The organism is Mucilaginibacter sp. UYP27 (assembly GCF_040547175.1).
Classification (GTDB): domain Bacteria; phylum Bacteroidota; class Bacteroidia; order Sphingobacteriales; family Sphingobacteriaceae; genus Mucilaginibacter.
The window spans coordinates 112,174-126,478 of record NZ_JBEPPE010000005.1 but is presented as its reverse complement, the minus strand read 5'-3'; the positions used below and the strand labels follow the sequence as shown (position 1 = coordinate 126,478).

Annotated in this window: 15 protein-coding genes; 11 read left to right on the top strand and 4 right to left on the bottom strand. The window is 42.8% G+C overall.

Annotation, left to right across the window (positions count from 1 at the left end; genetic code table 11):
• Positions 1–308 precede the first annotated feature (308 nt).
• Positions 309–941 carry an HAD family hydrolase gene (locus tag ABIB39_RS16550; RefSeq protein ID WP_354431281.1) on the top strand — a complete coding sequence of 211 codons (633 nt, stop codon included), beginning with the start codon at positions 309–311 and terminating at the stop codon, positions 939–941.
• Positions 942–981: 40 nt separating this feature from the next.
• On the top strand, positions 982–1,371 hold the full coding sequence (locus tag ABIB39_RS16545) for a DUF8785 domain-containing protein (RefSeq protein ID WP_354431280.1): 390 nt from the start codon (positions 982–984) through the stop codon (positions 1,369–1,371).
• 113 nt (positions 1,372–1,484) lie between these two features.
• Here ABIB39_RS16545 and ABIB39_RS16540 read toward each other — a convergent pair whose 3' ends face one another.
• The 3 genes from ABIB39_RS16540 to ABIB39_RS16530 all read right to left on the bottom strand — a co-directional run bounded on the left by ABIB39_RS16540 (position 1,485) and on the right by ABIB39_RS16530 (position 3,272).
• The gene (locus ABIB39_RS16540) at positions 1,485–1,805 is read right to left on the bottom strand and encodes a hypothetical protein (protein WP_354431279.1); all 321 of its coding nucleotides are present in this window, start codon (positions 1,803–1,805) and stop codon (positions 1,485–1,487) included.
• Between the two features lie 2 nt (positions 1,806–1,807).
• Positions 1,808–2,284 (bottom strand): ferritin-like domain-containing protein, encoded by a 477-nt coding sequence (locus tag ABIB39_RS16535; protein WP_354431278.1) that lies wholly within the window; start codon positions 2,282–2,284, stop codon positions 1,808–1,810.
• A gap of 211 nt (positions 2,285–2,495) precedes the next feature.
• Entirely contained in the window at positions 2,496–3,272 is a 777-nt protein-coding gene (locus ABIB39_RS16530; RefSeq protein WP_354431277.1) for a DNA-formamidopyrimidine glycosylase family protein, read from the bottom strand.
• Between the two features lie 127 nt (positions 3,273–3,399).
• Between ABIB39_RS16530 and ABIB39_RS16525 the strand changes: the two genes are divergently transcribed.
• From ABIB39_RS16525 to ABIB39_RS16510, 4 genes are all read left to right on the top strand, one after another.
• Positions 3,400–4,458, top strand: coding sequence for a type III polyketide synthase (locus tag ABIB39_RS16525; protein WP_354431276.1), 1,059 nt, complete (start codon positions 3,400–3,402; stop codon positions 4,456–4,458).
• A gap of 4 nt (positions 4,459–4,462) precedes the next feature.
• Complete coding sequence (locus ABIB39_RS16520; RefSeq protein WP_354431275.1) at positions 4,463–4,954, top strand: isoprenylcysteine carboxyl methyltransferase family protein; 492 nt, start codon at positions 4,463–4,465, stop codon at positions 4,952–4,954.
• A gap of 39 nt (positions 4,955–4,993) precedes the next feature.
• Positions 4,994–5,488, top strand: coding sequence for a hypothetical protein (locus ABIB39_RS16515; RefSeq protein ID WP_354431274.1), 495 nt, complete (start codon positions 4,994–4,996; stop codon positions 5,486–5,488).
• Positions 5,489–5,682: 194 nt separating this feature from the next.
• On the top strand, positions 5,683–6,117 hold the full coding sequence (locus tag ABIB39_RS16510) for a lipocalin-like domain-containing protein (RefSeq protein WP_354431273.1): 435 nt from the start codon (positions 5,683–5,685) through the stop codon (positions 6,115–6,117).
• A 78-nt stretch (positions 6,118–6,195) separates the two neighbouring features.
• Here ABIB39_RS16510 and ABIB39_RS16505 read toward each other — a convergent pair whose 3' ends face one another.
• A complete protein-coding gene (locus ABIB39_RS16505; RefSeq protein WP_354431272.1) occupies positions 6,196–9,306 on the bottom strand; it encodes a DUF2723 domain-containing protein in 3,111 nt (1,036 codons plus the stop codon).
• Between the two features lie 142 nt (positions 9,307–9,448).
• On the opposite strand from ABIB39_RS16505, the gene ABIB39_RS16500 reads away from it, so the two are divergent.
• The 5 genes from ABIB39_RS16500 to ABIB39_RS16480 all read left to right on the top strand — a co-directional run bounded on the left by ABIB39_RS16500 (position 9,449) and on the right by ABIB39_RS16480 (position 14,250).
• Positions 9,449–11,101: a capsule assembly Wzi family protein gene (locus tag ABIB39_RS16500; protein WP_354431271.1), complete on the top strand. Its 1,653-nt coding sequence runs from the start codon at positions 9,449–9,451 to the stop codon at positions 11,099–11,101.
• 128 nt (positions 11,102–11,229) lie between these two features.
• On the top strand, positions 11,230–12,480 hold the full coding sequence (locus ABIB39_RS16495) for a DUF2130 domain-containing protein (RefSeq protein WP_354431270.1): 1,251 nt from the start codon (positions 11,230–11,232) through the stop codon (positions 12,478–12,480).
• 129 nt (positions 12,481–12,609) lie between these two features.
• Entirely contained in the window at positions 12,610–13,263 is a 654-nt protein-coding gene (locus ABIB39_RS16490; protein WP_354431269.1) for a response regulator transcription factor, read from the top strand.
• Between the two features lie 158 nt (positions 13,264–13,421).
• Complete coding sequence (locus ABIB39_RS16485; RefSeq protein WP_354431268.1) at positions 13,422–13,790, top strand: response regulator; 369 nt, start codon at positions 13,422–13,424, stop codon at positions 13,788–13,790.
• Between the two features lie 103 nt (positions 13,791–13,893).
• The gene (locus ABIB39_RS16480; protein ID WP_354431267.1) at positions 13,894–14,250 is read left to right on the top strand and encodes a single-stranded DNA-binding protein; all 357 of its coding nucleotides are present in this window, start codon (positions 13,894–13,896) and stop codon (positions 14,248–14,250) included.
• Positions 14,251–14,305: the final 55 nt, after the last annotated feature.

Genomic DNA, 14,305 nt, shown 5'->3' with positions numbered 1-14,305 from the left:
TAACTGTTACCTATGGAAATGGTGCGGAATGTGGTTGTTATGGTATTTTTTACTGATTGTGATAACAATCACTTTTTACAAGAAAGTAATTGTGATGTATATACCAACCTGTTTAATATCAATTTCCAATAATAGCTTGTTATGTGAGGCGGTGATTATTGTCAAGAATGGATAGACTCGGAAAATAGCGAACACCGAATGTTGAATTTAGAATGATGAAGCTAACCACTTCGATATTTAACATTCGAAATTCATTATTCGATATTATTAATTGTGTTCTTCAGGCTAATCTTTACTAATTTCACCCCATGCAAAAACCCGACAGCCTTATTTTTGATATGGACGGTACCCTTTGGGATGCCGTTGACACCTATGCCCACTCCTGGAACGTCGTTTTCGCCGAATTGGGTATAGATAAGACCATTACACGCGATGTGTTGGCCGGTATGGTAGGGATGGAGGGCAAAAAGGTGATTGAGATATTGATGCCCGAGTTTGACTACGATAAACGGGTAGAGATATACGGCCTGGTGAACGGCCGGCGCCATAATTTGATTACCGAAAAGGGTGGCATTTTATACGATGGTGTTATAGATGGCTTGAAATTATTAGCCGAAAAATATCCGCTATTCATTCTCAGTAACTGCGCTAAGGGCATCATTCGCCAGTTTATAGACTGGGCAGAGATAGACCACCTGATAAAAGACGAACTGGCCCACGGCGTAAACTTTATGCCCAAAAACCATAATATAAAATTGCTTATGGATAAGCACGGGTTAAAAACCCCTGTTTACATTGGCGATACCGAAGGCGACGGGCAGCAAAGCCGCCTGGCGGGCATACCGTTTGTGTTTGTAAGCTACGGTTTTGGCACTACAGAGGACTACGACCTTAAGTTCGATGATTTTACATCGCTGGTAAATTATTTTGTAAACTTATAAGCGGCCAATACGTTAGCTTTACATAACAAATTTATCCATCATGAAGGGTCGCGTTTTAACAATCATATTTTTGGTTTTGGCAGTGGTAATAATCGGCGTGTGTTACTACCGCTATTACTTTGTTTTTGGCGAAGGCACAAAGGCCGGCACCATGAATTATTTTGTTAAAAAAGGCTATATGTTTAAAACCTACGAAGGCAGGCTGATCCAAAGCGGCATCCGCAGCCAAACGCAGGGCAACATCTCGTCAAACGAATTTATGTTTTCGGTTACCGACGAAAAGGTGGCTGATAAACTTAACCACAGTGCGGGCGCCATGCTGGAGGTGCATTACAAAGAGTACATCCACACGCTACCGTGGCGCGGTGTTAGCAGTTTTGTGGTGGACAGTGTAATGTCGGTAACGCCGGTTGCACCAGTAGCGCCTTAGGGACTACCCTTTGGCGGTGTTGCACCTACGGAGCAAAAGAATTGTTTATTATTTTTTACAAAGCATAGCCGCTACGAGGTAGCCGTATTAGCACACGTTTGTTGACGCACTTATTAAAACAAAGGATCGGCTTTTCCCGAATTTTGGGTTAGGATCTTGCTCAGGTTATATTGCCTTTCTGCCTCATCATCGCCTTTTATCAAACCCTTCTTAAACAGTCCTTCCAGTATTTCACGTGTTTGTTGCAAGTGGGTGGCTTTATCAGTCTTTGGTTCAAACTCATCCATTTTAGCAGCGACCTGCGGGGCGGTAGCATATTCTAAATGTGCAAGGGCAAATACTACGTTATCCTGCAAAGAAGCCTCCGCATCGTACTTATGCGGTACGTGCAGGGGCTTGTAATCTCTCAAAAAATTTTGATCGGGGCTATCCATGATTAGGCTACTTGCTTGTAAGTATCGCGCAAGGCTTTAATGGCATCGTGCGCTATTTTTAAGCCATTAATGTGGTTAGTAAGCAGGTTCACTACTTTTTCATCTTCCCAAATAAGTTCCTTATCATCCAATGCCTTGCGGTAGGCGCTTTTGGCCACGTCCTCGCCATATTCGCAATCTGATAATATCGAGTAGCTATCTTTTTTCGCGAATGCCGATTTTACGTCCATCCAGGCGTGATAGAATTTGCCAGATAAAGTGGTGCCATCGGTTGGCGAGCCGCCCAACAGGTGTATGTAGTCGTTAAGTTCGTTTACGTAACCGCGGCTTTGGTCGGCATAGCCTTCAAAAACGGTTTTCAACGATGCATCTTCCGACCCCTCAATGGCTTTTTGATAGCCTGCAACGCGGTCGTTATTTATTTTGATCAAATCGTTCAGTGCCGAGATCTGGTGTTGTACGTGTTGTAATGTTCCCATGTTAGTAGATGTTTATACTTCGTCAACATATTGTGGAAGTTAAATGTTTTAAGTTTATAGAAAATATAAAGGGTGCAATAAAAGGAAATTGTCTTGCTGAACGTAGTGAAGCATCTATTCGCCGCCATGCACTTCGCGATTGCATTAGTTCAATAGTAGTTCCTTCGCTATCGCTCAGGATGACAAACTATTTTGGCAGGTAAGGCTACTACTACTCAAACAACTCCTGCTCTTCCGTATAATACGTCTTACGTGATTTTTCATCGATCAGTATCGGCGCACCTTTGGGGCTGTGTTTTTTCTTGGCGTTATGGATCAGCATAAAATCGCGGATCTCCCCGGCAATGATGTCAGGGTTGGCTTTAATGATCTCTTTCTCGGCGTTCTTCAGCACATCTTGGATGGATTTTACCAAGTCCTTAACCTTATCAGCAGGGATCTTGTTACTTACCGAGAATGGCGAAATGCGCGCGTCCCACAGGATCTCATCCGCGTAAGCGTTACCAATACCGCGGATGATCTTTTGGTCCAGCAGTACGGTTTTAATATTGGTTTTCTTTTTGGCGAGAATGCCCTTTAGGTATTCGGCGCCGGCGTTGGGCGATAAAGCGTCGGGTGCGGGTTTGGGCTCAGGGTTAAGGGTAGGGGCGGCTATCCCCTGAAAATCGGTTAGCACCAACCCCGTATCATCTGTAAATAAAAGTTCGATGATGGGGTATTTATTCTCGCTTTTGCCTTCAAACAAAAATAGCCTACCGTGCAGCATCAAATGCAAACCAAGCACATCGCCTTTGCTAAATTTAAAAAAAAGTTCCTTGCCATCGCGGTAAACCGACGATAGTTTTTGGCCGTGCAGGGTGTCTTGCAACTCCTGGTGGGTAACATTTAGCTTTGGCGCTTTATGTACGGTAACTTCTTTAACGGTTTTACCGCCAAGTTTTTTATCGAGGTTATGGCTAAAGACTTGCAGATCGGGTAGTTCGGGCATGGCGGTGTTTTTTGGTTTACGAATTTAAGCTTGTTGGTAATTAAAACAATAGCCATTATTAAAAGTTGTCAACCAAAGCTTTATTTATAACGTATCTGTTATAAGGCTTTATTAACCAAGTATAAAAATGCCATATATAGCAGCAGTTTCTAAAATTGATCTCCCGGATAAAACCGACCAGCAGGACGTAAAAGCACAGGCGCGTGAAATGTTCAGTAAAGATTTCCCGCAGGCCGATAGGCTGATGCCCGCTTTTGATAACACCGGGATTGTTACCCGCAACTTTGTAAAACCTCTTAGCTACTACGCGGAAACCACCACCTTTAAAGAGCGTAACGACGAGTATATCAGGCTATCCCTGCAATATTCGGTGCAGGCTATAGAAGATGTTTTGGCTAAGGCGGATATTGACAAGGCGGATCTTACCGATATTATTTTCATATCTACCACCGGGCTTGCTACACCAAGTATCGACGCTATGATCATTAACCAGATGCATTTAAACCCGCATGTAAACCGCACGCCCGTTTGGGGTTTAGGTTGCGCAGGCGGGGTGGCCGGCATGGCTAAGGCCAACCAGGCTGCAAAGGCCAATCCGGATGCGGTGGTGTTGTTGGTGGCAGTAGAACTATGTTCGCTTACGCTCATCAAAAGCGATTATAGCAAGAGTAATTTTATAGGTTCCAGTTTATTTTCTGATGGGGTGGTGGCCTGCATTATTAAAGGTGATAACCATGGGCAGCCAAAGCAACAATTGCAGATAAAGGCAGCAAGCAGCAAACTGTACTACGACTCGCTGGAGGTGATGGGCTGGGATTTTAGAGAGGATGGTTTTAAGGTTGTTTTCTCGAAAGATATCCCCACGTTTATCCATACCAATATTAGTACAGATATTGAGGAGTTTTTGCAGAAACAGGGTTTGCAGTTAGGCGATATTAAAAACTTTATCTTCCACCCGGGTGGTAAAAAGGTTTTGGAGGCTTATGTTGATGCCTTGCAGATTGAGGGAGATTTTTTGAAGAACACCCGCGAGGTAATGAACGATAATGGCAACATGAGCAGCGTTACCGTGCTATACGTATTGGAACGTTTTATGAAAACAGGCTTTGCCGATGGCTACGGGTTGATGCTGGCCATGGGCCCCGGCTTTAGCAGCGAAATGGTTTTATTGGATATGAAAAACTAAGCCGATGATATTTATTTTATTTATGTTATTCCTGATCTTTCAGCGCCTAGCCGAGTTATACGTATCATCCAAAAATGAAAAATGGCTGCTAAAAAATGGTGCAGTAGAGTACGGCAAGGAGCATTATCCATTTATGGTTAGCATGCATACTTTGTTTATCATCTCCATAATTGCAGAGTACATTTGGCGCGATGATACCGTTGTTAGCTATCCGCTTATCATTTTGTTTTTTGTGCTTATTATTATCAAGGTCATTGTGATATCAACCCTGGGGCATTACTGGAACACCAAAATTTACAAAGTGCCGGGCACACGCCCTGTTGCAACCGGTATTTACAAATACATTAAGCACCCTAATTACATTATTGTGATACTGGAAATAGCCATTATCCCACTGGCCTTTGGGCTGTATTATACCGCGGTTATATTTACCTTATTGAATGCCGCGATGCTGTACGTACGCATCAGAAAAGAGAACGAGGTATTGGCGATGTGAGTATTTAATTTACATTCGATAATACTTAATTAAATAATTATGGCCAGTTTAACTTATATAGATTTTAATTCGAAAGGTTTTTGGATACCCGAAGCTTTTGTAGAAGTATTGAGTGAATACATTTGTGAAATTTTTGAAGTTCACGAGATAAGTACGTTCTCTATAAATCTACAGCGACTTTATCGAAATTGCAATCACAACAGAAAAGGCGAAAGTATAGGTATGGTAGATATTTCTTTTGATAGTACCATCACCAATGTAACCGACAAAGCCACGCTAATAGATGTATTAAATCAAACTAAGTCCTTAATCACTTCTAAAGGACAAGAATTGAGTATAAATACCCTTAACGAATTTGAAAACATGAAAACCTCTGATGCTTTTAAGAGTTGGTGGGTATACCCTATTAAAACGCAAAGCTTAACAGCAACAATCGATATAATAGTCCAAATGTTGAATGGTACTTGGACTTCAGATAATTATGGTGTTAACTATGCCGGATTTCCCAACCCGACCAAAGAACCTGAGATTTAAGCTGAGCAAATAACGTAATATGATATCTAATCACAGGCATTAAAAATCGGTGATGAGCAACGGATAATTTTGTGTACCACCCGTTACCGCACCAAATAAAAGATCTTTTAGGTTAACTACCACGAAAAATATTCGATACGTTTGTGTAACAAAGCAGTAAAGATGCTATCCAAATTAAACACAAACTAAAATATATGAAACTAAAAGTATTAACCGCAGTAGCAGCCACCGTTTTGCTGTCTGCATTTACCATCGCTACATCAGAGAAAGACCTGGTTGGTTCATGGAAAATTGATGACGCGAATGTGAACAAAGTGGTGAAAGCAGTAATTGCAAAAGCCGTTGAAGCCAATCCTGCCATCGAGGACCAGATCAACGAGCAAAAGGAAATGATAGCAGGCGTAGTAAAAGGCGTTAGGCTAAATATAAAAGCCGACCATACCTACGAAGCAGTTAGTCAGCAAGGCACCAAAGCCGGTAAATGGGCGTTATCTGCAGATGGTAAAAATATTGATTTTACCAAAGAGGATGGCTCGGTACGTAAAGATGCAGTATTGGAGTCATCACCAACACGCCTTAAAGTTATCAACGGCGATATGAAAGATACCGTACTTTACGTACACCCGTAGTTATTAAACATAAACCGCGTTAAAAAGCCCTCCCAACATATCGTTGGGAGGGCTCTTTAATTTTGATTTTTTACTTTTTTAATTTTGTCCCAACAGCGGTGCAAACTTGCTTTCGTAATCTTTTAGCTGTGCTTCCAGTTTGTTGCTAACAGCCGTTTGATTGGCGGTTTTGGCGTAACCGCTCATGCCGTTAAGCACTTGCAGGCCTATCTGCACATCGCGGCTGTTTACGCGGTTGGCATCGTCTTTTAGCAGGTAGTAGTTATAATCAAGCTGGTCTATCAAAAACTTATCTACGTTGGCTACAAATTTGTTGCCCAGTTTGGCATCACCTAACTTGTAAGCTATTTGCGCCAGGAACATTTTACGGGCGGTAACATCTATGTACGGGTACAGGTCCTCGGGCAGTTCGTCATCGCATTTATGCAATACTTTAAGTGCCATATCCGGGTGGCCTTCTTTCACCAGGTTTTGCGCCAGGTCTAAAAATGTGGTAAGCATTACGGGGTAAAACATATTGGTAGACTCATGATCCAGGTACTTAGCCGTTTTAAATTTGCCGTATTTAAACTTGTTCATCATATTATCATACATTACCAGGCTGTTGGTTTTGCTCAGTTGGTCGTGGTTGGCGGTATCGGCCTTAAGTGGTAACAAACGGTAAGTAAAGCCCTCTTTATATAAGTATGGCTGTAAACCTATCAAATTACTGTTGCCAATGGTAGTGGTAAAGCAAATAGGCCTTTTCCAATCGTTATGGGCCAAAATATCCAGCAGGGCAAGGTTATCTTTAGTTACATAGTTTGATGTGTATTTCCATTCCATAGTGGTTGCCAGTTGGCTTTTTTGATCGGGCGTTACTACCTTGTTCTTCATCACATCATCGGGGTTAATGGTGATCTTGAAGTTTTTTGTAGGCAGGTAATTAGCGCTTTGGCCCGCCTGGTTTTGGCCCTGCACGTTCTTATCGTCAGACGTCAGGAAATCAAAAACTTCTTTCAGTTCAACGGGGCCGTTTATCTTGCTGTCGCTGTAATAGATCACATCGCGTACGCCGTCCTTATACTTATCATAAGGCATGGTGATAGGCAATGGCTCCGAGTTGTTCATTTTTTTCTGCATCTGGCGGATGTACCAGTCGCCGCTAAACAGGCTTAGGTTTACAATGCGCACATCCGGGCGGATGCCTTCTACCTCCTGATCGTACCAAAGCGAATAGGTGTCGTTATCGCCATAGGTAAACAAAATGGCGTTTGGCGGGCAGGAGATAAGGTAGTTGTACGCCATATCGTGCGGCGTCATCTTGGTAGAGCGGTCGTGTCCCGGCCATTCTTTAAGGGCCATTAGCACCGGCGCAACCAGTAAACAAATGCCCGTAGCGATGTATGCGGCTGTGCGTGCATTCACCTTGCGGCTAATACCATCAGCAATGGCAATTACGCCAAGGCCTATCCAAATGGCAAAGGCGTAGAACGAGCCAACGTACGAGTAATCACGCTCGCGCGGCTGTACGCTTGGTTGGTTCACATAAAGCACCACTGCCAATCCTGTAAAAAACCACAGCAGTGCAACAATCAATGCATCTTTCTTTTTACGTTCAAAATGGTAAACCAGGCCTATCACACCCAAAATAAACGGCAGGGCGTACAGCGGGGTATAAGTAGGGCTGTCTACTACAGATTTTGGCAGGTGCCTGCCGCCGTCAAAGATCCCGCTGGTCCAGTTGCCGTCGATGCTTTCGGTACTTTGCTGGCCGTCCTGGTCATTATAGCGGCCTACGTAATTCCATAAAAAATAACGGAAATACATCTGGTAAACCTGCCAGCTGGCCATCCATTTAATATTATCTGTAAAGGTTGGTTTTTCACTATCAGGCAATTGCAGCCAGCCGCGATAAAATTGAACATCGCTTGGGTCGGTGCTGTACATACGCGGCAAAAGGCCGGTATGGTCATAATCGTAAGTGGTACGCTTGCCTGCAATTTCATATTTGGTGGCACCCTTGCGGTAAATTGTGCTACCCTCGTGCTGGTCGGTTATTTGCGCATCAAAGTAAGGGCCGCTTAATAGCGGGTTCTCGCCGTATTGGATCCGGTTTAAGTACCCATAAAGGGTAAAGGCATTATCCGGGTGCGAGTTATTTAAGTTGGTATTGGCCGTTGCCCTGATAGGGATATAAGCGAATGAACCGTACCCAAAATAGATGAACGCGATACACAAGAACACCAGGTTTAAAGTTGGTTTGTTTTTACGGATGCTGTACATGATACCGAAAACAATAGCGGCGATAATAAGTATAAAGAAGAACAGCGCGCCGCTGCCAAAACCAAGGCCAAGGGTGTTCACAAAAAACAGATCGAAAAACGCGGCGAATTGTATGGTATATCCCCTGATGCCGTATTGCACAAAACCAAGTATGGCAATGCTGATAAAGAAAGCGATAAAGGCACTTTTAGTGGTCACATTTTTATATCTACGGAAGTAATACACCAGCGCGATTGCCGGGATAGTTAACAGGTTTAACAGGTGGATGCCGATAGACAGCCCCATAACGTAAGCGATAAAAATGATCCATTTATCGGCACCTGGCTCATCTGCATGGGCGTCCCATTTTAATATAGCCCAAAATACAACAGCGATGCAAAGCTGCGACAGCGCGAACACGATAGTTTCAACAGCCGAGAACCAGAATGTATCGGTATAAGTAAAGGCCAGCGCGCCAACAAGGCCTGCGCCCATAATAACGGTGGTCCGCGCATCGCCAAAGGTTTTTTCGCGCCCGGCAAGCAGCTTTTTGGCAATGGCTGTTATTGTCCAAAATAAAAACATAACCGATGCCCCGCTTGCAATAGCCGACCCCATATTGGTGAAGTAGGGCACTTTGGTGTTATCGCCAAATGACAGCAACGAGAAAACTTTGCCCAGCATGGCAAACAAAGGGTAACCCGGCTGGTGCGATACCTGCAGCCTGTAAGCGCAGGAAATAAATTCGCCGCAATCCCAAAAACTTACTGATGGCTCTAATGTTAAGATGTAGGTTGCTGAAGCGATAACAAAGCAAAGCCAGCCAAAAAGGTTATTAATTTTATTGTATTGCATCCTGTAACGGGTATATTTAAGCGTGGCAAATATCAGTATTTTTTGCAGCTTGTCGGTATAATAGCGTAGCAGCAACCATGATTTTAACACAAATTAACGGTTTAAGCCTTTCGCTGCCGCCTATCAAGGAAAGGGTTCCGATTTTTTTTAGGCCTTACGCAAAAGAGCGGGTTTGGGTGAGGCTGAATTTAACGTTTTATAATTTAAATAAATAACACTTATTTTGTTGCGTATGCAAAAAAACTATACTAAGCTGGCAGGTAAGGTTGCTTTACTGTTCTGCATCATGTTTTTATCTGTTATTAAAGTTATGGCGCAGTCGGTTTATTTACCGCAATCGTACCAGCTGTATCAAAAGTTTAATGCAGATGTTTACTCAAAAGGCAACAGCATGCATACTTCGCTGCGGCCTTTTTTAATAGATAGTACACTACAAGGCCGTTATGAACAGGTCATGAACCGCGGGGTCGACAGCAGCCGCAAAAACTGGTTCCTGCGTAAAATATTTAACGAACATTTAATAGATGTTAAGGCAAAAGATTACACTTTTTACGGCGACATCCTTTTAGAAAATACCTTTGGCCACGATTTTAACGACAAAACCACTAACCCTGTAAGCTTTAAACCAATAGGATTTGGGCCAAATTCGCGCATTGGGCTAAACACCAGAGGGTTTCAGTTTGGCGGTACCATCGGCACAAAGTTTTCATTTTACACCAGTGCTTACGAAAACCAAGCCGCTTTTCCTAACTACTATACAGCTTTTGTAAAAACAATAGATTTTGTGCCCGGTCAGGCTTATGACCGCTCACCAAATAAAAGCTACCGCGATTATTCGTACGCTACCGCGATATTGTCTTACACACCTTCAAAATATGTTAATATCACTTTAGGGCAGGATAAAACTTTTATTGGCGACGGTTACCGTTCGTTACTATTGTCAGATTATGGTGCAACTGCGCCATTGTTACGTGTAACTGCAAATATTGGCCGGGTGCAGTACATGGCTATGTGGACGTATATGCAGGATGCCAACCAGCCAAAGTTTGATACCTTTGGGAGTAACCGCCGCAAGTGGGGCCTTTTTCATTATGTAGACTGGAGCGTAACCAACAGCTTGTCGCTGGGCTTTTTTAACGCCTACATTGTACCCGAAGCTGATGACAACGGCAATCGCCGCGGTTTCGACATAAATTTTGTTAACCCAATATTGTTTGCAAGTAGCTTAGGCCCGTCGTCGCAGCCGGGTAATGCATTGGTTGGTTTTACCGGTAAGTATAAAATATTTGACAAGACCGCCATTTACGGCCAGGCAATTTTTGACAAGTTTAAAGCCGACAACTTTTTTCAAAGCAACAACACCGATAATACCAATGGCTTTCAACTGGGCATCCGCGGTGCGGATATTTTTGGGGTAAAGGATCTAAACTACTTGCTTGAGTATAATACGGTTAAACCTTACACCTATACCAATACCAGCGTTATAAGCGCATACACTTATTACGCACAATCAATAACTGACCCATTTGGTGCTAATTTCAGGGAGCTAAATGCCATCGTTAATTATACCGCCGGCAGGTTTGATTTTCAGGGGCAGTTGATGTACGCTAAATATGGCCTTGATGCAGCGGGCCAAAACAATGGTAAGGACCTTACCAAGCCATTTGTGCCAACCCTTAACAGCAATACGGTGGGCCAGGGCATAAGTACTAACCTTTACTATGCCGAGGGTACTGTATCATTTATGGTTAACCCTAAATATAATATGCGTTTGGAGCTTAACGGCATTTACCGCCGCGAATCAAATACTTTGGCTACTAAAAACGCTACTATAATTTCATTTGGATTAAGAAGCAGCTTCAGGAATTTATACCATGATTTTTAATTAGCCCCACCCAGGCCCTCGCGTCCCAATAGCTATCAGGACGCGAGGGCTTAAGATTTTTTCAGAACCTCTCCTTCGGAGAGGGCGGGGAGAGGCTTTTTCCCTATCTTTGATATTCAATAATTATTATGGCTACAGAAGTTAAGTGCCCAAGCTGCGGACATGGTTTCCCTATTGAGGAAGTTATGGCCGAAGAATACAAGCAGCAGTTAAGGCTGAAGATGCAGGATTATACCCGCCAAAAAGAAGAAGAATTTCAAAAAAAAGAAGCGGATTTCAATACCCGCGAAAAAAAGCAGCAGGAAGCCTTTGACCTGCGCCTTGTAAATGAAAAAAAAGCCCTGCAATTGACGCTGGAAGAAAATCTGCGCAAATCTATCGCGAGCGACTTTGAGAACGAAATGAAGGTGTTGCAGGAGTCGATAACCAGTACAGCCGAAAAACTAAAGGTATCGCGCCAGAAAGAACTGGAGTTTTTACAGCGCGAGCAATCCCTCCAACAAAAGGAAGAAGAAATGGAAATTGCCCTGCAGCGCAAATTGCAGGAGCAGCGTGCCGAAATAGGCGAACAGATCCGCAAGCAGGAGAATGATAAGCACAACATAAAAGATACTGAGTACCAGCTAAAAGTTAAAGAGCTTGAAAAACAGCTGGACGACCAAAAGAAACTTGCCGAAGAAATGAAACGCAAGGCCGAGCAAGGTTCCATGCAGTTACAGGGCGAAGTGCAGGAGTTGATATTAGAAGAACAGTTGCGCAGCTATTTCCCGTTTGATGTGATCAGCGAGGTGGGCAAGGGGGTGCGCGGTGCAGATTGTGTGCAAACCGTGCGCAACCAGTTTGGGCAAGAATGCGGCCGTATCATCTACGAAAGCAAACGCACCAACGCGTTCGGCGGAGACTGGATAGATAAGCTTAAAAAGGATATGCGCGCCCAGGGTGTTGACGTAGCCGTTATCGTAACCCAATGCTACCCCAAGGGCATGGATTGCTTTGGCGAAAAAGACGGCGTATGGGTCTGTAGCTTTGATGAGTTAAAGGCAGTATCATATATACTGCGCGATGGGGTAATCAAGCTGGCTAATATGGCTAAGGCTCAGGATAACAAAGGCGATAAAATGCACCTGTTGTATGATTACCTTACCAGCAGCGATTTTTCTGAGCAGTGGAAAGCCATTCGTGAGGGTTACATGAGTATGCGCCTGTCTATTGTTAAGGAACGTGATGCGATGGAAAGGATGTGGAAATCGCGCGAGAAACAACTGGATAAAGTTCTGTTAAATGCCGCCGGTATCAAAGGTTCAATAGAAGGGATAGCGGGTAACGATGTGATACAGCTAAGCCTTGATGACGATGATGAACCTTTACTGCTTGATTAGCTTACTGTTAACCATTACCCTCAAAAATAATAACGGTTAATACCAACCTTTATATGTAAATTTAGTTTTTACAGCTACTCAATTACACTTCCCGGTACTTTTTATCACACTACTACTTAGTATTTGTTAATGATTAAAATATTACTGGCCGAAGGTCATAATGTTGTGCGTAACGGCATTAAATCCCTTTTGGACAATGAGCAAGCCATTGAAGTTATTGCCGAGGTAAATAACGGCGAAGCTGTGTTAGAATTGTTAAAAGAAGGCTGTGTAGTTGATATAATTATATCTGCCATCAATATGGCCGAAATGGGCGGCGTTGAGCTTACCAGGCAAATTAAACTGTTATATCCGGCTATTAAAGTGGTAATACTATCGCGCATAAGCGATGAGCGCGTTATTATGGATGCTTTTAAAGCCGGTGCCAGCGGGTATATGTTAAAAAGTATTGATGCTGACGAGTTTATATTTGGCCTTAACCATATTTATAAGCATACCGAGCGCTACGTATGTAACGAGGTAGCATTAGCCCTTTTAGATAAGCTTATTAAAACCCACATCAATAACTCTAAGGTTGATGTTGACAATACCGATATATCGCACCGGGAGATAGAAGTTTTAGCGCTGATAGCGCAGGGGTTTACCAACCAGGAGATCGCAGATAAGCTATTCACCAGCAAACGCACCATCGAAAGTCACCGCCAAAGCCTTATAGAGAAAACCGGTACAAAAAACACTGCCGCTTTAGTGAGATATGCCGTTCTAAATAGAATTATCGGATAATTTTTTTACTTAAATTTAAATGAAAGCCAATATATTTCATTTTAGGATAATAAATACGTATTTACACTTATATTATCCGTATTAATACTGTAGTGTCGGCTTATTCTTTCACGCAAATTTGTAATTCCAATTAGTATAGCTATTTGAATAACTTATAAATGAGCAAACGCATTCTTATTATTGATAACGACCCCGGCGTACTTAATGTAATGCGGGAGATCCTGGAGTATAGCGGGTTCGAGGTGGTTGCATTACCATCAACCCCCAATATCTTCAATGATATTATAGCGTTCAACCCCCATTTGTTATTGATAGATTATTTGCTGAACGAAATTAACGGCGGCGAACTTTGCCACCAGGTAAAAGAAAATCCCGCTACCTGTTACCTGCCCGTAATTATTGTATCGGCCTACCCAAAAGTGATCGATTCTTTAGGATATTACGGCTGCGATACTTTCATTGCCAAACCTTTTGATATGAACGATTTGCTGGATAAGGTAGACCGATATTCCTTAAATATTAATTAATGAAATACGTATAAATACTATGCTTAAATAGGTATTTATACTATACGGGTTATTTTTTTGAAACCTAAAATTTGCTTGGTACAACTTAGCGAAGGGATAATGAATGCTTAGCAACTCCGGAATTAACAAAGTATTACTGTTTGGCGAAATAACCGGCGACCCTTTTTTAAACAAGACAGATAAAAACCAAAACTACCTTTGTGTAACCATAGTAACTAAAGAGGCTATCAAAAAAGGGGGGGACTTGGCCGAACACCAGGAATTTCATAAAATAAAGATCGCTGAAAAACTGGTAAACCAGGAAGACTTGCAGTTGCAAGAAGGCCAAACGATATACGTGGAAGGAAGGATTCACACCACAGCTGTATTTGACGAGCGAAATATTAAGCGTTATAACCTGGAAGTATTTGCAAGCAAGATAGAGGTTATAAGATTTGTAACCGCACCTGCAATAGCTTAACATCGCCAGGGGACTGTCTAACCATTGCCTTTTGCTACCTTACACCAAAAGCATT